Raw genomic sequence first — 22,679 nt, 5'->3', positions numbered from 1 at the left:
AGGCCGGTGATTCGCTTCTTCCGCAGGCTATCGCCTCGCATCAGGATGAAATGCTTCTGCGGAATAGAGCGCCATGCCTTCATAAGTCGTCCATTTTTGATCAACCACTTTTTGTGCGATCTCCATGAGTCGTTGTGCTTCTTCCGGATGAAGTTGCATCAGCGTCTGATAGCGGCTTTCATATTTACGATATTCATAAAGCGGTATGGTTGGCCGCAGGCTATCCAGCGTGAAGGGGTTCCGGCCCTGTTCACGTAGAATAGGGTTATAGCGGATCAATGGCCAATGACCGGAAGTGACCGCCCGTTTTTGCTGAATCAACCCGGTTCGCATATCGATACCATGCGCAATGCAGTGGCTGTATGCAATGATGAGCGATGGCCCCGGATAGGCTTCCGCTTCCCGCATGGCCTGAAGTGCCTGTTGCGGGTTCGCACCAAAGGCTATCCGGGCAACATATACATTCCCGTAGGCGATCGCCTGTAATGCCATATCCTTTTTCGCCATAGTTTTTCCGCCCGCTGCAAATTTGGCGACAGCACCCAGCGGCGTCGATTTCGACATCTGGCCGCCGGTATTGGAATAAACCTCGGTATCCATAACCAGGATATTGACGTCTTTGCCGGAAGCGATCACATGGTCTAATCCTGAAGAGCCAATATCATAGGCCCAGCCATCGCCGCCAATGATCCAGACTGAACGTCTGATCAGATGATCCAGCAGACTCTGCAGATTAAGTACCGCTTCCGAATTATCATTGGCTAAGAGTTCACGGACCCGCAGTAAACGTTCGCGCTGCTGCTGGATCTGCGATTCGACCTGTTGCGGGGCGTTGATGATCTGTTCTATCAGTTCAGTACCAAGTTGCGGCGTCATGGTTCGCAGCGCGGTTGATGCCTGTGTACGGTGATGATCCGCTGTCAGGCGAAAACCCAGACCAAACTCAGCGTTATCTTCGAACAGTGAATTTGACCAGGCCGGACCTTTACCTTCGCTGTTTTTTGCCCACGGCGTAGTGGGTAAATTTCCGCCATAGATAGATGAGCATCCTGTGGCGTTGGCCACCATCATCCGGTCACCAAATAACTGGGTGAGCGCTTTCAGATAAGGCGTTTCGCCGCAACCGGCGCAGGCACCGGAAAACTCAAAGAGCGGTTCTAAAAACTGCACACCGCGTATGGTCGAGAAATCAATGGCCGCGCGTTTTGGCCAGGGCAACGAATTGAACCAGCCAAGAGCGCGTTTTTCCCGCGCCAGAATGGGTAATTTATCGGCCATATTAATGGCTCGGTGTTGTGCATCGTCCGCCCGGACCGGGCAGGCTTCAACACAGAGACCACAACCGGTGCAATCTTCCGGATAAACCTGCAGGGTATAAAGCGTATCTGGAAATCCCCGGGCGCTGATGGGTGCCCATTTAGCACCTGCCGGGGCATTTTCTGCCAAATCCTTATGATAAAACTTGGCTCTGATGGCAGCGTGAGGGCAGACGAAAGAACAGTTACCGCATTGGATGCACAGATCTTCCCGCCATTCCGGAATTTCCAGCGCGATATTGCGCTTTTCCCACTGACTGGTCGCTGTCGGATAAGTGCCGTCTGCCGGTAATAGTGAAACAGGTATCCTGTCTCCGCGTTCCTGCAGCATTTCGGCAGTGACTTCGCGAACAAAAGAGGACGTGTTCCCGGGCATTTTCCATTCCGCGTCAGCAATACCAGTGAGCTTTTCAGAAATGGGTACCTGATACAGATGCGCTAAGGTGACATCGACCGCCTCAAAATTTTTCTCAATGACGGTTCGTCCTTTTTTGTGGTAAGTCTTCTCGATACTTTTCTTAATCAGCTTTATGGCCTGTTCTTTTGGCATCACATTAGACAGCGCAAAAAAACAGGTCTGCATGATGGTATTAATGCGCGTACCCATACCGGTGTCGCGTGCAACCTCTGTGGCATTAATCACATAGAACATCAACTGCTTATGCCAGATCTGTTTTTGCACATGCTTTGGCAGATGCGCCCAGGTATCATCCGCAGGGTAGGGACTGTTAAGAAGAAATGTGGCGCCGGGTTCGGCATAACGTAATAAATCCAGTGACTCGATGAAATTGAACTGATGGCAGCCGATGAAATTTGCTGATGTGATGAGATAGGGGGCGTCTATTGGTTCAGGGCCAAAGCGCAAATGAGAAACGGTTCTTGAGCCTGATTTTTTCGAGTCATAGACAAAGTAACCCTGGGCAAAATAGTCGGGCAATTCACCGATAATCTTGATGCTGTTTTTGTTGGCGCCGACCGTACCATCGGCTCCCAGCCCAAAGAACAAGGCGCGGACCTGATTTTGCGGTTCGATTTGCCATGATTCATTCCACGGTAAACTCAGATGCGTGACATCGTCGGTAATCCCTATCGTGAAGAAGTCATTGGCGGTCAATTTTTGCTGTTCTTCAAAAACGGCCTTGACCATCGCCGGTGTGAATTCTTTTGACGAAAGCCCGTAGCGTCCGCCGCTGATTTTTGGCAGTTGTCTGAATCGCTGATGCTGCACCGCGGAGACGAAAGCGGTGACTGTATCCTGATACAGCGGTTCGCCGTTTGAGCCGGGTTCCTTTGTTCTGTCCAGCACAGTTATAAACTTCGTTGTTTGCGGAAATGCGTTAATGAAGTGTTTGCCGGGAAACGGGCGGTACAGGTGAACCGTCACGACACCGAATTTGTTGCCACTGGTATTCAGCACGTCAACGGTTTGTTTTACTGTGGATGCGCCGGAGCCCATGATGACGATGACATGTTCCGCATCAGCTGCGCCATGATATTCAACCAGATGGTATTGGCGTCCGGTCAGTTCAGCGAAGCGTTTCATTGTTTGTTCAGCAATGTCCGGCACACGGTCATAAAACGAATTAACGGTTTCTCTGCTCTGGAAATAAGTATCCGGATTCTGTGCCGTGCCTCTCATGAACGGCCGATCCGGATTCAGCGCCCGGGCCCTGTGCTCCCTGACTTGCTGATCACAGATCATCTGTTTTATCTGATCATCAGACAGCCGGGAAATCTTGTTTATTTCGTGCGACGTACGAAAACCATCAAAAAAATGCAGGAACGGGATCCGGGTACTCAGTGTGACGGAGTGAGCAATCATTGCCATATCCTGCGCTTGCTGGACAGAGGCGGATGAAAGCATGGCAAACCCCGTTGCCCTTGTCGCCATGACATCCTGATGATCACCAAAAATAGAAAGTCCCTGCGCTGCGAGTGAGCGCGCGGCAACATGAAAGACAGTCGATGTCAGTTCACCGGCAATTTTGTACATATTCGGGATCATCAGCATGAGCCCTTGTGACGCAGTAAAGGTGGTACTCAGCGCGCCGGCCTGTAGTGCGCCGTGGACAGCGCCAGCGGCTCCGCCCTCATGTTGCATCTCGATGATAGTGGGAACATTTCCCCAGATATTCGGTATCAGCTGGGTTGACCATTCGTCAGCCAGTTCAGCCATGGTCGAGGAGGGGGTGATCGGATAAATCGCGCAAATTTCACTGACTTTATACGCAACCCAGGCCGCAGCCTCATTGCCATCAATCATGACCATGTCAGAAGCGGGCATCGCGTTATGCTTGTTCATTTCTGCACTTCCTCACTGACCATTTCTATGGCATGACAGGGGCACTGGTTATAGCAAGCGCTGCAGCCGGTACATTTGTCGTAATCAATCCGGTATCCCGACCCTTTGCCTAACTTGATAATGGCTTCTTCCGGGCAGGCACCATAGCAGCCGTCACACTCGAAACAGTTGCCGCAGGAATAACAGCGTGCGGCTTCATAGCGGGCTTGTTCCGGTGTCAATCCACCAATAATTTCATCGAATCCTTCGCGTTCTTCCGGGGTGACAACCGGCTGGCTGCTTGCTTCTGCATCCGTGTCATACCAGAGATGCAATTTGGAATAGGGCATGACGGGGTGAGCGGCAGGTTTCTGGTAAGGCTGGTTACGAAGCCAGCCATCGATATGCCGTGCGGCCTTTTTGCCATGCCCTGTTGCGACAGTGACAGTTCGTTCGGATGGCACCATATCCCCGCCGGCAAAAATGCCCGGAACACTCGTCATCATATGTTCGTCAACGCTAACAACACCATCCTCATGCAATTGGATGCCGGGGATACGTTCGATGACGGAAAGATCCACGTTCTGCCCAAGCGCCAGAATGACACTGTCCGCTTCCAGCGTTTCATAGCGGCCGGTAGGCTGGGGATGCCCTTTATCATCAACCGTCATTTCCTCAATCGTTAATGTCGTACCATCTATATTCCGGATGGTCCGCAGCCAGTTAATGATGACGCCTTCTTCCATGGCTTCATCGGCTTCGAACTGATGCGCCGGCATATGTTCACGATCCCGGCGATAGATGATAACCGGCTCTTCTGCGCCCAGCCGGTGTGCGGTGCGGGCCGCATCCATCGCGGTGTTTCCGCCGCCATAGATGGCGACACGGCGGCCTAACTTGGGAATTTCTCCCCGTTCAACAGCCGAAAGATAACTGACGGCATCCAGAATTTTTCCGGCCTCGCGCACCGGGATATCGATACGTTTGGCTAAATGCGCACCGATAGCCAGAAAAACGGCATCAAAACCGTTCTCTGTTTTAGCCTTCAGAACATCGTTAACTTTCTGATTCAGTTTCAACGTAATGCCAGTATCCAGTATTTGCTGGATCTCCCGATCCAGTACATCCCGGGGCATCCGGTAAGCGGGGATGCCGAAGCGCATCATGCCGCCGGCCATCGGGCCTGCTTCATGAATTTCCACATTATGACCGAGACGACGAAGTTGCCATGCACACGATAATCCGGAAGGCCCGGCGCCGATAATCAGCACTTTTTTACCACTCGGGGGCGCATCAAATTTCGGTTTCCAGCCATGAAGAAGCGCCTGATCACCCAGGAAACGTTCCACGGCATGAATACTGACTGACTGGTCAACATGTTTCCGGTTACAGGAAGTTTCACAAGGGTGATAGCAGACCCGGCCATGAACAGATGGCATCGGGTTGTTTGCAATCAGATGTTGCCAGGCTTCCTCATAGCGCTCTGCCTGCGCCAGAGCGAGCCACTCCTGAATATTTTCACCGGCCGGACAGGCCTGGTTACAAGGTGGCAGTGAATTCTGATAAATGGGGCGAATATGGCGGATAGGACCGGTGCCGGTTTTACTGCTTAAATCCGGTGGCAGCGTCATATCCCGACTGTGTTTTTTCATATAAGCCCCTGTGGATGCAATCGGTAAGATGGCTGACAAGAACCACCAGTTTCTTAAGAAACTGTAGTCCATAGATCGTCAGTCTTCATTATGGAAATTGATGTTGTATTTTTAACAAGACAGGAAAACTCTGGTATTTTAGATGAAGATATTTTTTAAAATATCACTGTTGATTTTTATATCTGGTTTTATGAGCGAAGGGATGGCGGATCTGAATGCTAAAAGAAAATATTAATGAATTTTTATTATTTATCGCATTAGCTCAGGAAGGCAGTTTCACCAAAGCCGCAGCAAAATTAGGTATGTCACAATCAGCATTAAGTCATGCAATAAAAGCGCTCGAAGAGCGGATTAAACTTCGATTATTTAATCGAACCACACGTAGTGTTTCTTTATCTGATGCAGGTGAACGGCTACTGACAATAATTGAACCGCGCTTTACGGAAATAGAAGATGAGTTACAGCTATTAAATGAGGATTACCACAAAGCAGCGGGTAATATCAGACTTTCATCTTCAGATTATGCTGCGCAGTATATTATCTGGCCAGTAGTTAAACAATTCGCTAAAGAATATCCGGATATAAAAGTAGAGATCAATGTTGAAAATAAACTGACCGATATTGTCACAGAACGTTATGATGCTGGCGTCAGGTTTGGTGATCAGGTTGCAAAAGACATGATTGCAGTTCGCATATCACCAGATATTCGATTTCTTATTGTGTGTACACCGGCTTATCTTGAAGGCAAATCTGAACCGTTGATCCCCGATGACTTGTTAAAACATCAATGCATTAATATGCGGCTGAACAGTAATGGCGGTATGTACGCTTGGGAATTTGAGCGCGATGGTAAAAGTTCAAAATTGAGGGTCCATGGGCAGTTTGCTTTCAACTCACCTAATCAGGTTTTAGATGCGACATTAGATAATTTTGGTTTTGCTTATTTGCCCGATACCATGGTTAATAAATATCTGGAAGCAGGTCAACTGGTCAGTGTGCTTAAAGAATGGAGCCCGTTAACCCCTGGCTTGCACCTGTATTATCCAAGTCGCCGCCAGCATAAATTGGCATTTATGTTATTGCTCAAGGCATTACATTATAAATGCTGAGAGCTTTGTATCTGCATACGCCCCGAATTGATGGGTTTATGCCGTAAAATCAACATGTTAAATGTTTCAATCATATTTCACTAAGATTTATGCACGGGATGCATAAGTCTTAGCATATCCAACGTCTTTATCTCTCCGTCTGTCAGTTAGACAATACTATTATATATATCAGTTGGCCTCATCACTTTATCGGAACGATGCATGACACAAACTTTATCCCGGAAACTACTTTTTTTATTAGCGCTCGGTGCCGGTGCCTCAGTCGCTAATCTTTACTATGCGCAGCCGTTGCTGGCAATGATTGCAAACACCTTTAACGCACAGACATCGGTTGGCTGGGTAGCATCCGCTACACTGGTTGGTTATACCCTTGGTATCGTCTTTATTTTGCCATTGGGCGATATAGTTGATAGACGAAAATTAACGGTTCTCCTGACGAGTGTATTAGTCATTTCAACCTTAGTTTGCGCATTTTCAAATTCATTAATGTTACTGGCTTTCGCCTCATTGTTTGTCGGATTTGGTGCCATTATTACGCAAATACTGGTGCCACTCGCTGCTGATTTATCAATGCCAGAACAGCGAAGTCACTCGGTTGGTGTTGTTTTTAGTGGCATTTTGGCTGGTATTCTTTTGGCCAGGACGATCAGTGGCGCAATCGGTCAATCACTGGGGTGGCGTCCGATGTTTGTGTTCGCCAGTATTGTTGCTCTGATTTTAGGCATAGTGCTCAGGGCGTCACTACCTAAAGTTAAGCCGAAAACAACGCAGCCGTATTCCGAATTGCTTAAATCTATGTTTTCACTGCTTATCAAACATCGTCAACTACGTATTGCCTGTGCTATTCAAGCCTGTCTCTTTGCCATATTCAACGCGTTCTGGTCAACACTCGCTCTGTTGTTAGCGAAGCCGCCTTTTGAGCAAGGTGCCGCCATTGCTGGTGCCTTTGGTATTTTAGGCTTAGTCGGTGTTCTGGCGGCCAATATGAGTGGTCGAATGACCACTCGTTACGGTGTTCAAAAAATACTGTTGTCTGGATTAATTTTCTGTGCGATTGCATATGGCATATTCATGATATCGCCAACGATGGCAGGCTTAATTGTTGGTGTTGTCTTGCTGGATTTCGGCTTATCGATCGCTAATGTGTCTAATCAATCCATGATATTAGGACTTGATGCACAAGCCAGCAGCAGAATTAATACCATATATGTATCTACCATTTTTATCGGTGGTTCAATTGGTGCAGCAGCAGCGAGCATCTTATGGGTACAGAGTGGATGGTTGGCTGTCTGCGGTTTTGGCTTTGTTGTAGCACTGTTAGCCCTGGCTATTCATCATTTCGGGCGGGTTAAGGAAGATAACTAAGTCCAGTTTGTAGGATTTAATAAGTCGCTAAACCACTAAAACATACACAAAGGACTTAGCTGATAGCCATTTTAGTGTCCGGGCATGGCTGCAAGCAGATGCTCCAGTGCATTACGTGCGCGCATCGCAGTATCGGCGTCGACTCGGTCCTCCAGAACCTGGACGGCCTGGCGTAACTGCTTAGCGGTGATGCCCACATTCAAGCTGATGCGCATATGGGCTTGTAGCTGTGGCTCAACCCCTTGCAGCGAAGCCAGCATGCCCATAGTGGCAAGTTCACGGCTTTGCCAGTCAAGATTGTCCCGTTCGAATATGTCACCAAATAGATGGGTCTTGAGATATTCATCGATTGCTGGTGCAAAGTAGAACACCGGCCCTTTGACAGGGCTTCCCACCAGCTTGGTTTGGTTGGCGGTGCCAGCAATAAGCAACGCCTCGCCGGTAGGAATGGAATGGCTAGGTGCCTGACCTTGGATGTCTTGGATGCCACGCTGTTTGCGAGCATCCAGAACTTTCATCAGCTCACCAAGAGCGTTGAGGCTGCGTGGAAAGCCAGCGTAGGCATAGAGTTGCACCAACACTTCCCGTGCATCGCTTACGGATAGACCGGTGTCCAATCCTTGATTCAACGCTGTGTTCAACCTGGGGAGGTCGCCCACAGCGGCGAAGGCGGCAATAGGTAAGATGGCTTGCTGGCGAACCGAAAGTAATTCTGATGCTATTGATGTACTTGTCATGTTTTGTGATTCCTGTAAGGCGGGTGTAGCTTGACACACCACAGCGATCAGCCCGAAAGACATAGCTAACACATAAGCTATGCGGCGCTGAATGTTTGATTTACCTGGCGTTATGTTGTTTATCTGAGTCATTGTTCCACCTTTTGGATCGTTACCTTAAACGGGCCTGGACGACGAATGATCTGCATGGTGTGCTCCTGGTGATGGCTCGGGGATTGCGGCAACCGACCGTCTCATGAGACGACACGCCCTTCAATTGGGTAGCCAGGATCGGTATAGCCCTGCGTCGATGCGTGACCGGGGGAAACCAGAGCGTTGATGAATTGTTCGTCCTCTTGGGTTATCTGCACTGTCAGGGCATCGACATAGCTGTCCCATTGAGCCTCCGTCCGGGGGCCAGCGATGGTCGCGCTGATCAGACGGTTCTTGAGCACCCAAGCCAGTGCGAAAGCTATTGATGTAGTGCCGTGTTCGGCTGCATGTATGGCTATGGCCTGCGCGATCTTTAGCGACTCAGGGCGCCATTCGGTCTGCTGCATGCGCCTGTCACCACGGCCCGCGCGGCTGTCTGCTGGCGGCGGCGTATCTACGGCGTACTTGCCCGAAAGTACGCCGCGGGCTAGTGGGCTATAGGACACAACTCCCAGACCGTAGTGACCGGCCGCGGGCAACTGTTCAACCTCGGCAGTACGATCCACAATGTTGTAGAGCGGCTCACTAGCGACGGGCCGGTCGATACCGAGTTGGTCGGCAATACGAACAACCTCAGCAATACGCCAGCCACGGAAGTTGGAAAGCCCGAAATACCGAATCTTCCCCTGGCTGATCAGGTCGCCTATGGCGCGCACACCTTCCTCCAATTGCAGGCCAGGAATGGCACGGTGGAAATAAAGCAGGTCGATGTAGTCGGTGCCAAGTCGCTTCAGGCTTGCTTCGACCGATTGAAAGATCCACTTGCGTGATTGTCCCTGCTGATTTGGCCCGGCAGTGATGCCAGCCGGGAATCCGAATTTGGTCGCCACAACCCAGCGGTCACGGTCAGTGGCGATGGCTTGTCCCACTATCTCCTCGGAACGACCAGCGTGATATATGTCCGCTGTATCGAGGAAGTTGACGCCCTGATCCGCCGCTTTCGCAATGATGCGTTTTGAGGTCGCTTCGTCGGTTTCACCGCCGAACATCATAGCGCCGAGGCAAATTGGCGACACTTGCAGGGCGCTACGACCCAGATATCGATAATCCATTAATTCATTTTCTCCTGAGTCAGTAGGAAACTCATATTTCTTGGTGAGCATTTGATAAGAATATATTACTAAGGTAAATTGATCGGTAGATGGGAAAATCAACATGCTCTTGTGCATAAAATTCACCAATGCCAAAAGAAAATCTAAATGACCTCCAAGCGTTTGTAGTTGTAGCTCATGAACGCAGTTTCACCCGTGCAGCGGCTCAACTGGGTGTGTCTCGCTCTGCATTGAGCCACTCAATGCAGGCCCTTGAAGCGCGCCTTGGCATTCGATTGCTTACGCGCACTACTCGTAGCGTTTCCACCACAGAAGCCGGTTCAAAGCTGTTGAATGCCATAGCTCCTCGACTTGATGAAATCAAGCTGGAACTAGAGGCATTAAGTGAGATGCGAGACAAGCCCGCGGGTACTGTACGCATTACAGCTCATGACCATGCTGTAGCGACGATACTCTGGCCGCGGCTGTTGCCTTTACTTAAAGAGTATTCCGATATCCATATTGAGTTCACAGTGGACTACGGATTGACAGATATATCAGCCCGGCAATTTGATGCAGGTGTACGCTTTGGCGACCAGGTGGATAAAGACATGGTTGCAGTACGTATTGGGCCTGATTTACGCATGGCTGTTGCAGGAGCGCCTGAGTATTTCACCGGACGTTCATTACCAACTACACCTCACGATCTCACAGAGCATCGCGGTATCAACCTGCGTTTGCCTACGCATGGTGGCTTGTATGCCTGGGAATTTGAAAAGGGTGGCCAGCAGATTAACGTTCGTGTTAATGGGCAAACTACGTTCAACAATACTTTCCTGATGCTGCAAGCGGCTCTGGATGGTGTGGGGCTTACTTTTTCACCATTGGATATCGTGCAGCCTCACCTTGATGCAGGACGATTGATACCGGTACTTGAGGATTGGTGGCCCGTGTTTCCTGGTTATCACCTCTATTACACCAGCCGTCACCAGCTTCCTCCAGCTTTGGCATTAGTGATTGAAAAACTGCGCTGGCGTGAATGAGACTGATTTCCTGACCCATTAAATGTGTTGCCCAGTCAGCAGGAATACCCGGGCATCTGTTAAGCGGTTGCTAAAGGGAGATTTAATAGAGTTACAAACGCTTTTTGGTATTCAGCAATAGCTTCATCGCTAGCCCCTATCGCGTTATGAAACGCTAAAGGTTGGTTATATTTCATGCCAACATAGTAAGCACTGGCTTTCATCGGTGTCAGAACATCTTCCATGCTGCTCTTTATTAATCCCTCAGCAGAATAGGTGAATTTACTGGCCCCTGCCGTTGTCACCACCTGCATTTCTTTGCCTTTTAAGGCAGCCGCGTCAGGACCGAATGCCCAGCCATAAGCCCATACTTCATTCAGGTAGGCTTTCAGCATCGGGGTTAAGTTAAACCAGTGGATTGGGAACAGATAAACCACGCGATCGGCTTCTTCTTGTGCTTTTTGTTCAGCAGTGAGATCGAATCCATTGATGTTATTGCCATATAAGGTTTCTAAATTGCGAACAGTCACGCCCGGAACAGTTGCTGCAATTTCTTCCAGTGCTTTGGTAGCTTTGGAACGTTCAGGATAAGGGTGGGAAACGATAACCAGAGTTTTCATCATGTTGTCCTTTTGGTTTTCTAACTAATAAGTTTGCTAGCTAAGATTTATTTTGATGTCTGGCTTACAGAGCCACACCTTCAACCAGATAAGCATGACTTTCGGCAGCCGCATGCCGGTAACCGATAATCGTTTGATATTCCGGTGAATCATGCCAGGCGTGCGCCTGTTCCATATTGTCAAACTGCACGATGACAATTTTGCCCTGAGGCGCATTACCTTCCAGTGACTCTACCTTTCCGCCAGCCACAATGCGCTTGCCGCCAAAGGCTTCAAAGGTTGCAGCAACTTTGGCCTGATAAGGTTTCATGCCTTCAGGATCGGTAATTTTTACATCGATAATGAAATAAACGGGATTCGCCATAATGTTGCCCTTGTTGATTTAATGAGCACATTCTATAGGGGTTAATTATTGAGAAAAACCATGTAATTATATAAAGCCATATAACTAAAAGTTGAAAATAAGGGTGTGGTGATGGAGTCATTAAGTAAGCTAAGCGGCATAATTTCTTTTGTTCACGCAGCGCGTCTGGGTAGCTTTACAGCCGCCGCCCGGTTAATAGATGTGACGCCAGCCGCAGTGAGTAAAAATGTGGCCGCACTGGAGGCATCTCTTGGCGTTCGGTTGATGAATCGCACCACCCGAAGCCTGAGTCTGACCGCCGAAGGCACCTTATTTTTATCTCAGGCTCAATTGGCGTTGGAGTCACTGGAACAAGCAGTAGAGAGCTTGACCACGGCAAAATCAAATCCGGTTGGTCTGGTTCGTATGTCTGTGCCTAATGTGATAGGCCGCAGGTTACTCATGCCTGTATTACCTGATTTACTTGCACTTCATCCGGGTCTGAATGTTGAGCTGGATTTTGATGATCGATTGGTGGATTTTGTTCAGGAAGGGTATGACTTAGTCGTGCGAGGAGGAACAATCCACGATTCATCCATGATTTCACGCTCGCTAGGGCCACTTAAGCTAGGGCTGGTTGCTACACCCGATTATCTGAAAAAGTTTGGTGTTCCAAAGCAACCGGGCGATTTATCGAAGCACAAGCTGATCTCGCGCCGTTTTCTTGGCAGTAAGCTATCCCCGTGGACATTTCATCAACCTGACGGCAAGGTATTTTTGTTTGAACCACGTTCCACAGCAATAACACTGTCTGATCCTGAAGCAATGATACAGGCTGCATTGAGTGGTTTGGGCATTGCAGAAGTTGGTATTTATCTGGCGTGGGAACATTTGCAAAGTGGTGCGTTGAAATTGATCTTGCACGACAGTCATGATCCGGGAGCGTTTGAGCTGATGCTGCAATATCCTCACCGGGCATTACTCGCTCCCCGTGTGAGAGCAACAGCAGATTTCTTATTAGAAGTACTCCGAAATCACGAGGGTCTACGAGTGAATAGCGAGCAACTAAAAAGATATGCCGTTTGATCTGAGTTCAAAATACTATTGGTCTCCGGCTGTTTTCCCCCTGAGAAATCGCTCTGTTTTTCTGAGTAGCATTGACTATGCTTTATTCAGCAGCCGATAAACAAATAGGGTGAATACATGTTATATCGTTCTCTTGGGATCCTGCTCCTGGGGGCTGGTTCAACCCTCTGGAGTTCGTTTGCCTCTGCGCAAGAATCTATGCATGGCATGATGATGCCAATGATGCGTGCGGAGACAATCAAGGCACCGTTGCTGCCACATGGCGCCGTTTTGCAGGAAATAGCTAAGTTAGCGAACCAGAGTAAGCAACCAAATCTCTTCAAGGCGGATGTGACTGCGGCACCCACCGAAACCGAATTTGTCGCCGGAAAAAAGACCACGGTCTGGGCATATAATGGTAGTGTTCCTGGTTCCCTGATCGAAGTGAATGAAGGCGATACGGTCGAGATTCGGTTTATCAATAAACTGAGCCAGCCGACTACCATTCACTGGCATGGTTTACCTATTCCGCCGGAACAGGATGGCAACCCCATGGATCCGGTATTACCGGGTACAGAACATAGTTATCGTTTTACATTACCTGAAGGCAGTGCCGGCACTTACTGGTATCACCCGCATCCGCATGAATATACCGCAGAGCAGGTGTACAAAGGATTGGCCGCACCATTTATTGTCCGGGCGAAAGATGATCCGCTGAAAAATATCCCTGAACGCAATCTGATGATCTCGGATCTCAAATTGAACAGCGATGCCACGATTGCGAATAATGATGGTAACGACTGGATGAATGGCCGCGAAGGCCAGTTTGTGCTGGTTAATGGTCAGTATCAGCCGGTGGTCGAGGTAAAAGGGACTGAACGCTGGCGGATCTGGAATGCGACCAGCGCCCGGTATCTCAATCTCTCACTCGGCGGACGCAAATTTACGTTGGTAGGCACCGATGGCGGCTTACTTGAGAAACCGGTGCGGGATCTGCAAGTACTGTTGCTGGCGCCAGCTGAAAGAGCCGAAATCATTGTTGATGCCACAGGGCAGGAAGGCAATGCCAGTTTAGTCGCAGAACCCTATAACCGGGGCAAAATGGGGCACGTCGCGGCTGAAAAAAGTATCAATATCGCCGCAGTCAGTTTGCTTGCCGGCCAGTCCATCGCCATCCCGGATACATTAAGAAAGATCGATGATCTGGGTGAGGCCAAAGCCACGAAGAAAATGGTATTCAGTGAAGCGATGAGCATGGCCAACGGCCAGCATTCGATGCTATTTCTCATCAATGGCAAATCCTTTGATATGCACCGGGTTGATTTCACCAGCCGTATTCATGAAACGGAACTTTGGGAGATCACAAACAAGTCTGATATGGATCACCCGTTCCATATCCATGGCACACAATTCCAGGTCGTTGAAACTGAGCTCAATGGCATCCGGACGCCAGCGCCGTACAAGGCATGGAAAGACACGGTGAATGCGCGTCCTGGTGAAACCGTCCGCATCAAAATACGGCAGGATTTTCCGGGACTGAGAATGCTGCACTGCCATATTCTGGAACATGAAGTTCAGGGGATGATGGCGATACAGCTGGTGGAATAGAGCGTTAATGATGATGGGCAATCAGGGCAAACGTACCCCACGATTTTTCCTGCCATGTCTGAATAAGGCGGCACGATTATGAAAATTACTCATATCCATCCTGCTTCATCAACACATCCGGCAGCAACCGCTCATGATCACAGCGGACACATGCACGCTTCTGCTAATGAAGAGCAGAAATGGACAGATCCTGTCTGTGGGATGGAAGTTGATAAAGACGCTCCGCTTCAATATCAGTACGAGGGGCAGGTCTATCGTTTTTGCAGTGAGCATTGTCTGCATAAGTTCAAGGCAGAGCCGACCCGTTATTTACATAAGGAAGAAACAGCTATTCCTGACAAGGAAATACCGGCCGAAGCGGGAGTGATGTATACCTGCCCGATGCATCCGGAGATTCGTCAGGATCATCCCGGAAGTTGCCCAAAATGTGGAATGGCGCTGGAACAGGAACAGCCCTCATTGGAAGAAGAGGAAAACCCGGAACTGCGTGATTTTCAGCACCGTTTCTGGTTTACGCTACCACTGACGGTGGTCGTGACATTATTGGCGATGTTTGGTCACCAGGCCGCATTATTCAGCATGCAACTGCAAAGCTGGATTGAATTAGTTCTGTCAGTTCCTGTTGTACTCTGGGCCGGCTGGCCATTCTTTACCCGCTGGGCAAAATCTATTCTGCACCGCAGCCCTAATATGTGGACGCTTATCGGAACGGGGACGGGCACTGCATTTATCTACAGTGTTGTCGCCACCATTATCCCTGAGATTTTTCCTCTTTCTTTTCAGTCGATGGGCCGTGTTGCCGTTTATTTTGAAGCCGCTGATGTCATCATTTCACTGACCTTGCTCGGGCAGGTGATGGAGCTCAAAGCCCGATCTCAAACCTCGGAAGCGATCCGTTTACTGATGGGGCTGGCCCCTAAAACGGCACGCCGGATCAATGCGGATGGTTCGGAGGAAGATGTTCCTTTAACGCATGTTCATGTGGGGGATGTGCTGCGAATTCGTCCCGGTGAAAAAGTGCCGGTAGATGGCGTTATCATTGACGGTTCCAGTACCGTAGATGAATCGATGCTGACCGGCGAGCCTATTCCGGTCAGTAAAAAAGCGGGGGATAAAGTGATTGGCGCAACGATGAATACCACGGGTGCGCTCACCATGCGGTCGGAAAAGGTCGGCTCACAAACGGTATTAGCTCAGATTGTGAATATGGTCGCTCAGGCCCAGCGTTCTAAAGCGCCGATGCAACGGATGGCCGATCGTATCGCCGGTCATTTCGTGATTATCGTTGTGTCGATTGCTGTTTTAACCTTCTTTGGCTGGGGCATCTTTGGCCCGGCCACTGGCTGGGAATTCGGACTGCTGAATGCAGTAGCCGTGCTGATTATTGCCTGCCCTTGTGCGTTGGGATTAGCGACGCCTATGTCGATTATGGTTGCCACCGGTAAAGCCGCCACCAAAGGCGTCTTGTTCCGGGATGCCGCAGCCATTGAAAACTTCCGGAAGGTGGATACGTTAATCGTGGATAAGACAGGCACACTGACCGAAGGGCATCCTGTTTTTGAGCAAGTGATCCCGGTAGCCGGATTTGATGCAGAACAGATCCTGCGTGTTGCCGCCAGCCTGGATCAGGGCAGTGAACATCCACTCGCGCATGCCATTGTTGATGCGGCACGGGTAAAGGGGCTATTGCTCGAGCCGGTGAGTCAGTTTGAAACGATTTCAGGCATTGGCGTTGAAGGCTTGATAGCCGGACAGTCGGTCATGCTGGGCAATACCGCCTTGATGGAACAGGTGGGGGTCAACATTGTAGAGCTGCTCACCGATGCAGAACGACTGCGCACCGAAGGGGCCAGCGTGATGTATCTGGCCATTAACAATAAATTAGCCGGATTACTTGCCGTCAGTGATCCAATAAAAGCATCAACAGCGGAAGCGTTAACTCAGCTTAAGGCTGAAGGGATCACCGTTATCATGGCGACGGGTGACGGAGTAACAACGGCGCTGGCTGTAGGTAAGAAACTCGGGATCGCGGAAGTGCATGGTGAGGTAAAACCGGCAGATAAATTAGCTTTAGTTGAACGACTGCAACAACAGGGACACATCGTTGCGATGGCAGGGGATGGCATTAATGATGCGCCAGCCTTAGCCAAAGCAGATGTGGGGGTTGCGATGGGAACGGGTACCGATGTCGCTATGAGCAGCGCACCGGTCACGCTGGTAAAAGGTGATTTGCGCGGTATCGCTGTTGCCAGAGCACTATCGAATGCCACCATCAGTAACATGAAACAAAATCTGATGTTTGCATTTATCTATAATGCGCTGGGGATCCCACTGGCTGCCGGTGTGCTGTATTCTGCGACCGGGATGCTGCTTTCACCGATGATCGCGGCACTGGCGATGAGTTTAAGTTCAGTTTCTGTTATCACCAATGCATTACGCTTGCGGAATCGTGACATTTGATAGCGAGCTGGTTGCCTTCCATGAGAAGACAACCAGCAAAGGAGTCAGAGTTTTAGGCCGGTTACCCAGAAAGGGCGCAAGATCAGGTTATTACAGCACAGCCGAGATAAAGCTTTGCAATTCCGGCGTCTGCGGTTTACTGAATAGCTCACGGCTGGGGCCGCTTTCCCATACTTTTCCCTGATGCATGAATACAATCCGGTCGCCGACATCACGGGCAAAATTCATTTCATGTGTCACCAGAACCAGCGTCATTCCCTCGGCTTTTAATTGCTCCAGCACCTTCAGTACCTCACCAACCAGTTCCGGATCCAGCGCGGAGGTTATTTCGTCGCAAAGCAGCACTTTCGGGTTCATCGCCAGAGAGCGGGCAATGGCCACACGTTGCTGCTGTCCGCCGGACAGATTCCCCGGAAATTGATCGGCTTTATCGGCCAGACCGACTTTCACCAACATATTCTCTGCGAGTTCACGGCATTCTGAGCGGCTTTTCTTCAATACCAGATGCGGTGCCAGCATGACGTTTTCAGCCACTGTCATATGCGGGAACAGATTAAAGTTCTGGAACACCATGCCGACAGAACGACTTAGTTCCCGCAGATGATTTTCATCATCGGAAACCGCCTGACGATCGACAATAATCGCGCCATCATCAAATTTCTCCAGCCCGTTGATGCAGCGCAACAGCGTGCTTTTTCCAGAGCCGCTGCGACCGATGATCGAGATCACTTCGCCAGCCGCTATCTTCAGTTCGATACCTTTTAATACATGGTGCGAACCGTAATATTTATGAACATTTTCAATGCTTACCAGAGACATTTAATTTTCTCTCCAGAAATTGACTAAACAGCGATAACGGATAGCAGATCATGAAATAGATCAGCGCTACCAATGCAAAAACCTTAAATGGCTGGAACGTAGCGTTGTTCAGCATCGTGCCGGCTTTGGTCAGCTCAACAAAACCAATAATCGAGGTCAGCGCGGTGCCTTTAACCACCTGAACAGAAAAACCGACCGTTGGCGCAATCGCAACCCGCAGTGCCTGCGGCAAAATGACATAGCGCATGGTCTGGAAAAATGAGAGCCCCAGACAACGGGAGGCTTCCCACTGTCCTTTCGGTAGCGATTCAATACAACCACTCCAGATGTCACACAGGAAAGCACTGCTGAATAACACCAGTGCCAGCGTTGCCGCCGTCCATGCACTGACATCAATACCGAGCAGCGACAAACCAAAGAATGCCAGGAACAGCTGCATCAGCAGCGGTGTGCCCTGAAACAGTTCCGTGTAGCCACGAACCAGTAACACCAGCGGTTTACGGCGGGATGTCCGCATGAATGTCAGCAGCAAACCAAACAGTGTTCCGCCGATAAACGCGATCAGCGACAGCAGTAATGTCCAGCGCGCGGCCAGCAGCAGATTCCGGAGAATATCCCAGTCAGTAAATTGCATCATCGTGGCTGACTCCTGAATACATAACCGGCCAACAAACCAAATCCACGGCGCATTAATACCGCCAGAATCAAATAGAGCAGGGCAGTCAGCAAATAAGACTCAAAACTGAGAAAGCTGCGTGACTGAATGAAGTTTGCCGAAAACGTTAATTCCTCAACTGAAATCTGCGATATGACCGAGGAACCCAGCATCACGATAATGCATTGCCCGACCAGTGAACTGTATATGCGCTGGAATGCGGGCGGCAGAACAATACGGGTAAATATCTGGAAGCGGGTTAAGCCCAATGTCCGGCCTGCTTCCCATTGTCCTTTCGGTGTAGCCTCAATACCGGCACGCAATATCTCGGCACTGTAAGCGCCTAAATTGACGGTCATGGCAATCAGCCCGGCCTGCCATGCAGTGAGTTTTACGCCCATCGCCGGTAAGCCAAAAAAGATGAAAAACAGCTGCACAATGAACGGCGTATTACGTATCAGCTCAACATAAATACCGGCCGATAACCGGATTGGTCGTGAACGGCTGGTGCGGGCAGCGGCCCCCAGTGTGCCGAGCAGTATGCCACCGACAGTGGCATACAACGTCAGCTCAAGGGTTACCAGCAATCCTTGTCCAAGCTCAGGTAAATAAGGAACCAGATCGTGAAAGTTCAGTTGGTAACTCATAGTCGCATCCGTTTTAGAGTTCAGCCGGGAGCGGTGCTTTCAGCCAGTTTTCTGAGAATTTATTCAGCGAACCATCGCTGCGGGCGGCAGTGATGAGTTCATTCACTTTCTGCTGCAGGCGGGTTTCACCTTTGTAGATCCCGATGAAACAAGGGGAGTTTTTCAACATGAACTTGGTGGCTGGTTTACGATCCGGCATCCGGGACGCGATTTCAGCAATGACGACGTTACCTGTCGCGATCAAATCGATCTGACCGGAAAGGTAAGCGGACAGGGTGGTGTTGTTATCTTCAAAACGTTTCACCGTCGTGGAGGCCGGTGCGATTTTGCTCAGTTCCATATCTTCCACTGCACCGCGGGTCACACCGATGGTTTTATCCGCCAGCTCATCTGATGTCTTGAGGGCAACTGATTCGGCGCCAAAAACACCCAGGAAGAAAGGGGCATAGGCATTACTGAAATCGATCACTTTTTCACGTTCCGGATTTTTACCCAAGCTGGAAATAACCAGATCGACTTTCTTGGTCTGTAAATAAGGTATGCGGTTTGCACTGGTGACAGGAACCAGCTCAAGTTTGACATTCAGTTTCTGAGCCAGATAACCCGCCATATCGATGTCATAACCATAGGGTTGCATATCGGCACCCACAGAACCGAAAGGCGGGAAATCCTGTGGTACGGCGACTTTCAGAACGCCCTTTTGTTGAATATCATCCAGCTGGTCTGCTTTCGCAACACCCATAACGCTGAGACCTAACAGCAAAACACCCGATAACTGTTTCCATGCATTCATATCCAACCTCACATCCTGAGTTATGCAACTATCATTTCCATTTAAATTAAATTAGAAACCAAAGTTTCTTTTTCTTCTAAAGCAAATACAATACCAACCTGTCTGAAGTCGGGAATGTGGCACCTATTGCTGCATTCTTCGGTTCGAATGGCGCTTTTTATGGTGCGGAATAGTAGTGCAGTACAAAAATGCTTAAGCATAAATGCACCATTTTCAGGCGATTGGATCATTTATGTGCGTGAAACGGTGTGAGACGAAAGATTAAGGAGTGAATATGGAATTAAATAATCCGGATGTTGTTGCAGAGGTCACGGCGATGTTTATGCAGTATGAACAGGCCTTGGTAACGAATGATGTTGCCGCGCTGGATAAATTATTCTGGAACCACCCGAAAACCGTGCGTTATGGCGCCACGGAGAATTTGGTTGGCTATGCGCAGATCCAGGCATTCCGCAGTCAGCGCTCGCCAGCGGGGCTGGCAAGAACGCTGAAAGACACGGTGATCACCAGCTTTGGCTTGGATCTGGCCACGGCGAATACCACCTTCACTCGCGAAAATGAATCTCGGATCGGCCGTCAGAGCCAGACCTGGGTACGGTTTCCGGAAGGGTGGCGGATTGTCGCTGCACATGTCTCCTGGATGAGCTGATAAAGAAATCAAGCATCGTTGCTGGCTTCAACCAGCGCGGTGTTTACCGGTTTTGAATAAATCCGCCCCATGATTAACCCTACTTCAAACAGCAAATGGATTAAAAAACAAATTAACTTATAAGACGACATGCAGATCTGCATGTCGAGAACTAGACCTACCTGCTACATCTGATCATACCCCTCTGAAAAGCGAACCATTAACACAGCAATTCTTCACGTGGAAATCAATAAGCATGAAGTTTTATTCTATATACAAACGTATACCCCTCGTTGTTTTGTGTTGAAGATCACGTTTTTATGAAATTAATTATTAGTGTTAGGTGTTGCATTGGGCTTGGTTGAGCCTTTTTTTTAAAAAAAATCCTATTATTCAATGTGTTATTTTTTTTAAGCTTGTTTGTCACATCAAAACTTCATGCTTTTTCTTTTCGTTGTGAAGTGTTATTGTGAAGTTGTGGCTTGGCTAGAGATTAGTCATGTAATGAAACTTAACAGGTGACGTATGAAAATTGCATTTGGAAGTGACCATGTAGGCTATGAAATGAAATGTGAAATCATGGCCTATTTAGCAGAAAAAGGTATCGAATGTACCGACTTTGGACCTTACACAACGGATCGCGTTGATTATCCTGATTATGCTTTAGCTGTAGCTAATGCTGTGAATCAAGGTGCATTCGAGAAAGGGATTTTGATTTGCGGCACTGGTGTAGGAATTTCAATTGCAGCAAATAAAGTTAATGGTATTCGTGCGGTAGTGTGCAGCGAGCCATACTCAGCTCAGCTTTCGAGACAACATAACAATACGAATGTACTCGCATTTGGAGCAAGAGTTGTAGGCATTGAGCTAGCCAAGATGATAGTTGACTGTTGGTTGGCGGGACAATATGAAGGCGATCGTCATCAAATCCGTGTCAATAAGATTGCTGAAATAGAAAAACTTCAAGATGTAGCAGAAGGTGCTTGTTCATGATTAATATTTGTCCCTCTATGATGTGTGCTGATTTCACTAAGTTACGTGAAGAGATCATCGCTCTTGAAGCTGCTGGTGCAGATTTATTCCATATTGATGTAATGGATGGTCATTTTGTACCAAACTTTGCAATGGGCTTTGAGGATATTAAAGCTATTGCAAAATTGGCAACTATCCCATTCGATTTACATTTAATGGTCAATGAACCAGACCAATATATTGAACGTTTTGCTGCCACAGACGCAAAAATTATCTATGTCCATGTAGAAGCATGTACTCATCTTCACCGGACTATCATGAAAATCAAACAAGCAGGAAAACTGGCTGGAGTTGCTATCAATCCAGGGACACCGTTGACTGTTCTTGATGAAATTATTAATGATATTGATTATGTTTTGATCATGTCAGTTGATCCTGGTTTTGCAGGACAAAGTTTCATCACATCAAGTATCGACAAAGTTCGTCGCCTTAAATCTATGATCACAAAATATAGTCCAAACGTGAAAATAAAGGTTGATGGATCTATCAATAAAGATAATGTTCCACTTCTTTATGCCGCTGGCGCTGAATATTTTGTTGTTGGTACAGCGGGAGTATTCAGAGATGGTTTTGACTATGCCAAAAACATTAATATCTTGAAGAACTCAACGATCTAATAGGACCGCCATGAACTTACTTAATACATTGCAATCTTTTAATGAAAATCTAAATATCGTATCAGTATTAGATGATAAGTTTAAATGTTATGGTTCAGTATTGGATGGGGATGATTTTGCTGATCTAGTTAAATTTTCTTTGGAAAATATTCAGACTCCATCTTCTGGTAATTTATACACGCCAAATTTTCCAGATCTTTATAAGTTTAAAGCAATACAAGATATAAAAAGTAAAGTTTATGGTGAGTTGTCAATTCAGGCCGGTTATGTAACCGGCCATAATCACTCACTAACTGGATTTGAATATCATCAGGGGAGTGAAACGATTGTTGCGATTACTAACCTTGTGTTGATCTTAGGGAAAAAACAAGACTTAGTTGATGATATATATTTGTCAGAAAAAGCTGATGTGTTTTTTGTCAATGCTGGTCAAGCAGTAGAGTTATATAGTACAACGTTGCATTATACGCCATGTAAAACATCCCAAGATCCATTTTTAGCAATAGTAGTATTGCCTGATGGAACTAATTCATTATTGAATGAAAATGACAAACAAAAAACTCTAATCAAGAAAAATAAATGGTTTATTGCTCATGCATCTGAAAAAGATAAAATCAAGAATGGTGCATTCCCAGGGTTGTTGGGGGGGGTAATAACAATTAACATATAATATTATATTTTTTCTGG

The 22,679-nt window shown here is 48.2% G+C and carries 20 protein-coding genes; 10 read left to right on the top strand and 10 right to left on the bottom strand.

The genetic code is table 11. The annotated features are described in order from the left end of the window. Positions 1-27: 27 nt before the first annotated feature. Positions 28-3,618 carry a pyruvate:ferredoxin (flavodoxin) oxidoreductase gene (nifJ, locus tag TOLA_RS10150; protein WP_015879063.1) on the bottom strand — a complete coding sequence of 1,197 codons (3,591 nt, stop codon included), beginning with the start codon at positions 3,616-3,618 and terminating at the stop codon, positions 28-30. Further along, positions 3,615-5,249, bottom strand: a complete 1,635-nt coding sequence (locus TOLA_RS10145; protein ID WP_015879062.1) for an NAD(P)-binding protein — start codon at positions 5,247-5,249, stop codon at positions 3,615-3,617. The genes nifJ and TOLA_RS10145 overlap by 4 nt, the downstream gene beginning before the upstream one ends. Positions 5,250-5,464: 215 nt before the next feature. On the opposite strand from TOLA_RS10145, the gene TOLA_RS10140 reads away from it, so the two are divergent. Together TOLA_RS10140 and TOLA_RS10135 are read left to right on the top strand one after the other, a co-directional pair. Next, the gene (locus tag TOLA_RS10140; RefSeq protein ID WP_015879061.1) at positions 5,465-6,358 is read left to right on the top strand and encodes a LysR family transcriptional regulator; all 894 of its coding nucleotides are present in this window, start codon (positions 5,465-5,467) and stop codon (positions 6,356-6,358) included. Between the two features lie 201 nt (positions 6,359-6,559). Next, the gene (locus TOLA_RS10135) at positions 6,560-7,723 is read left to right on the top strand and encodes an MFS transporter (protein WP_015879060.1); all 1,164 of its coding nucleotides are present in this window, start codon (positions 6,560-6,562) and stop codon (positions 7,721-7,723) included. Between the two features lie 71 nt (positions 7,724-7,794). Here the strand turns inward: TOLA_RS10135 and TOLA_RS10130 are convergent, their stop codons facing one another. Beyond that, positions 7,795-8,592 carry a carboxymuconolactone decarboxylase family protein gene (locus TOLA_RS10130; protein ID WP_015879059.1) on the bottom strand — a complete coding sequence of 266 codons (798 nt, stop codon included), beginning with the start codon at positions 8,590-8,592 and terminating at the stop codon, positions 7,795-7,797. 101 nt (positions 8,593-8,693) lie between these two features. Then, positions 8,694-9,821: an aldo/keto reductase gene (locus TOLA_RS10125; protein ID WP_218916109.1), complete on the bottom strand. Its 1,128-nt coding sequence runs from the start codon at positions 9,819-9,821 to the stop codon at positions 8,694-8,696. Between the two features lie 11 nt (positions 9,822-9,832). On the opposite strand from TOLA_RS10125, the gene TOLA_RS10120 reads away from it, so the two are divergent. After that, the gene (locus tag TOLA_RS10120; RefSeq protein ID WP_015879057.1) at positions 9,833-10,726 is read left to right on the top strand and encodes a LysR family transcriptional regulator; all 894 of its coding nucleotides are present in this window, start codon (positions 9,833-9,835) and stop codon (positions 10,724-10,726) included. A gap of 59 nt (positions 10,727-10,785) precedes the next feature. Here the strand turns inward: TOLA_RS10120 and TOLA_RS10115 are convergent, their stop codons facing one another. Next, a complete protein-coding gene (locus TOLA_RS10115) occupies positions 10,786-11,328 on the bottom strand; it encodes an NAD(P)H-dependent oxidoreductase (protein ID WP_218916108.1) in 543 nt (180 codons plus the stop codon). Between the two features lie 61 nt (positions 11,329-11,389). Further along, positions 11,390-11,689: a DUF1330 domain-containing protein gene (locus TOLA_RS10110; protein WP_015879055.1), complete on the bottom strand. Its 300-nt coding sequence runs from the start codon at positions 11,687-11,689 to the stop codon at positions 11,390-11,392. A gap of 111 nt (positions 11,690-11,800) precedes the next feature. Between TOLA_RS10110 and TOLA_RS10105 the strand changes: the two genes are divergently transcribed. The 3 genes from TOLA_RS10105 (at position 11,801) to TOLA_RS10095 (ending at position 16,801) form a co-directional block, all read left to right on the top strand. Continuing rightward, on the top strand, positions 11,801-12,754 hold the full coding sequence (locus TOLA_RS10105) for a LysR family transcriptional regulator (protein WP_015879054.1): 954 nt from the start codon (positions 11,801-11,803) through the stop codon (positions 12,752-12,754). Between the two features lie 117 nt (positions 12,755-12,871). Next, positions 12,872-14,341, top strand: a complete 1,470-nt coding sequence (locus TOLA_RS10100) for a multicopper oxidase family protein (RefSeq protein ID WP_015879053.1) — start codon at positions 12,872-12,874, stop codon at positions 14,339-14,341. A 78-nt stretch (positions 14,342-14,419) separates the two neighbouring features. Then, a complete protein-coding gene (locus tag TOLA_RS10095) occupies positions 14,420-16,801 on the top strand; it encodes a heavy metal translocating P-type ATPase (RefSeq protein ID WP_015879052.1) in 2,382 nt (793 codons plus the stop codon). Positions 16,802-16,891: 90 nt separating this feature from the next. Here the strand turns inward: TOLA_RS10095 and TOLA_RS10090 are convergent, their stop codons facing one another. Genes TOLA_RS10090 through TOLA_RS10075 form a run of 4 tightly spaced genes read right to left on the bottom strand, consistent with a single transcriptional unit; the run spans position 16,892 to position 19,715 of the window. After that, positions 16,892-17,620, bottom strand: coding sequence for an amino acid ABC transporter ATP-binding protein (locus TOLA_RS10090; protein WP_015879051.1), 729 nt, complete (start codon positions 17,618-17,620; stop codon positions 16,892-16,894). Beyond that, positions 17,601-18,257: an amino acid ABC transporter permease gene (locus TOLA_RS10085; protein ID WP_015879050.1), complete on the bottom strand. Its 657-nt coding sequence runs from the start codon at positions 18,255-18,257 to the stop codon at positions 17,601-17,603. Before TOLA_RS10085 ends, TOLA_RS10090 begins: the two co-directional genes overlap by 20 nt. Continuing rightward, positions 18,254-18,922, bottom strand: a complete 669-nt coding sequence (locus tag TOLA_RS10080) for an amino acid ABC transporter permease (RefSeq protein ID WP_015879049.1) — start codon at positions 18,920-18,922, stop codon at positions 18,254-18,256. The genes TOLA_RS10085 and TOLA_RS10080 overlap by 4 nt, the downstream gene beginning before the upstream one ends. A 13-nt stretch (positions 18,923-18,935) precedes the next feature. Next, on the bottom strand, positions 18,936-19,715 hold the full coding sequence (locus tag TOLA_RS10075; protein ID WP_015879048.1) for a transporter substrate-binding domain-containing protein: 780 nt from the start codon (positions 19,713-19,715) through the stop codon (positions 18,936-18,938). 274 nt (positions 19,716-19,989) lie between these two features. Here TOLA_RS10075 and hpxZ point away from each other — a divergent pair, with 274 nt between their 5' ends. The 4 genes from hpxZ to TOLA_RS10055 all read left to right on the top strand — a co-directional run bounded on the left by hpxZ (position 19,990) and on the right by TOLA_RS10055 (position 22,662). Then, a complete protein-coding gene (hpxZ, locus tag TOLA_RS10070; protein WP_015879047.1) occupies positions 19,990-20,364 on the top strand; it encodes an oxalurate catabolism protein HpxZ in 375 nt (124 codons plus the stop codon). Positions 20,365-20,868: 504 nt separating this feature from the next. Beyond that, a complete protein-coding gene (gene rpiB, locus TOLA_RS10065) occupies positions 20,869-21,336 on the top strand; it encodes a bifunctional allose-6-phosphate isomerase/ribose-5-phosphate isomerase RpiB (protein ID WP_015879046.1) in 468 nt (155 codons plus the stop codon). Further along, a complete protein-coding gene (gene rpe / locus TOLA_RS10060) occupies positions 21,333-21,992 on the top strand; it encodes a ribulose-phosphate 3-epimerase (protein ID WP_015879045.1) in 660 nt (219 codons plus the stop codon). The genes rpiB and rpe overlap by 4 nt, the downstream gene beginning before the upstream one ends. A 10-nt stretch (positions 21,993-22,002) precedes the next feature. Beyond that, on the top strand, positions 22,003-22,662 hold the full coding sequence (locus tag TOLA_RS10055) for a DUF4867 family protein (RefSeq protein ID WP_015879044.1): 660 nt from the start codon (positions 22,003-22,005) through the stop codon (positions 22,660-22,662). Positions 22,663-22,679: the final 17 nt, after the last annotated feature.

This window comes from Tolumonas auensis DSM 9187 (assembly GCF_000023065.1).
GTDB classification, from domain to species: Bacteria; Pseudomonadota; Gammaproteobacteria; order Enterobacterales; family Aeromonadaceae; genus Tolumonas; species Tolumonas auensis.
This window is presented reverse-complemented; position numbering and strand designations above follow the sequence as displayed.

Excerpts from the sequence above, each read along its gene's own strand:
- nifJ (WP_015879063.1), bottom strand. The coding sequence starts at position 3,618 with ATGAACAAGCATAACGCGATGCCCGCTTCTGACATGGTCATGATTGAT.
- TOLA_RS10145 (WP_015879062.1), bottom strand. The coding sequence starts at position 5,249 with ATGAAAAAACACAGTCGGGATATGACGCTGCCACCGGATTTAAGCAGT.
- TOLA_RS10140 (WP_015879061.1), top strand. The coding sequence starts at position 5,465 with ATGCTAAAAGAAAATATTAATGAATTTTTATTATTTATCGCATTAGCT.
- TOLA_RS10135 (WP_015879060.1), top strand. The coding sequence starts at position 6,560 with ATGACACAAACTTTATCCCGGAAACTACTTTTTTTATTAGCGCTCGGT.
- TOLA_RS10130 (WP_015879059.1), bottom strand. The coding sequence starts at position 8,592 with ATGACTCAGATAAACAACATAACGCCAGGTAAATCAAACATTCAGCGC.
- TOLA_RS10125 (WP_218916109.1), bottom strand. The coding sequence starts at position 9,821 with ATGCACAAGAGCATGTTGATTTTCCCATCTACCGATCAATTTACCTTA.
- TOLA_RS10120 (WP_015879057.1), top strand. The coding sequence starts at position 9,833 with ATGCCAAAAGAAAATCTAAATGACCTCCAAGCGTTTGTAGTTGTAGCT.
- TOLA_RS10115 (WP_218916108.1), bottom strand. The coding sequence starts at position 11,328 with ATGATGAAAACTCTGGTTATCGTTTCCCACCCTTATCCTGAACGTTCC.
- TOLA_RS10110 (WP_015879055.1), bottom strand. The coding sequence starts at position 11,689 with ATGGCGAATCCCGTTTATTTCATTATCGATGTAAAAATTACCGATCCT.
- TOLA_RS10105 (WP_015879054.1), top strand. The coding sequence starts at position 11,801 with ATGGAGTCATTAAGTAAGCTAAGCGGCATAATTTCTTTTGTTCACGCA.
- TOLA_RS10100 (WP_015879053.1), top strand. The coding sequence starts at position 12,872 with ATGTTATATCGTTCTCTTGGGATCCTGCTCCTGGGGGCTGGTTCAACC.
- TOLA_RS10095 (WP_015879052.1), top strand. The coding sequence starts at position 14,420 with ATGAAAATTACTCATATCCATCCTGCTTCATCAACACATCCGGCAGCA.
- TOLA_RS10090 (WP_015879051.1), bottom strand. The coding sequence starts at position 17,620 with ATGTCTCTGGTAAGCATTGAAAATGTTCATAAATATTACGGTTCGCAC.
- TOLA_RS10085 (WP_015879050.1), bottom strand. The coding sequence starts at position 18,257 with ATGATGCAATTTACTGACTGGGATATTCTCCGGAATCTGCTGCTGGCC.
- TOLA_RS10080 (WP_015879049.1), bottom strand. The coding sequence starts at position 18,922 with ATGAGTTACCAACTGAACTTTCACGATCTGGTTCCTTATTTACCTGAG.
- TOLA_RS10075 (WP_015879048.1), bottom strand. The coding sequence starts at position 19,715 with ATGAATGCATGGAAACAGTTATCGGGTGTTTTGCTGTTAGGTCTCAGC.
- hpxZ (WP_015879047.1), top strand. The coding sequence starts at position 19,990 with ATGGAATTAAATAATCCGGATGTTGTTGCAGAGGTCACGGCGATGTTT.
- rpiB (WP_015879046.1), top strand. The coding sequence starts at position 20,869 with ATGAAAATTGCATTTGGAAGTGACCATGTAGGCTATGAAATGAAATGT.
- rpe (WP_015879045.1), top strand. The coding sequence starts at position 21,333 with ATGATTAATATTTGTCCCTCTATGATGTGTGCTGATTTCACTAAGTTA.
- TOLA_RS10055 (WP_015879044.1), top strand. The coding sequence starts at position 22,003 with ATGAACTTACTTAATACATTGCAATCTTTTAATGAAAATCTAAATATC.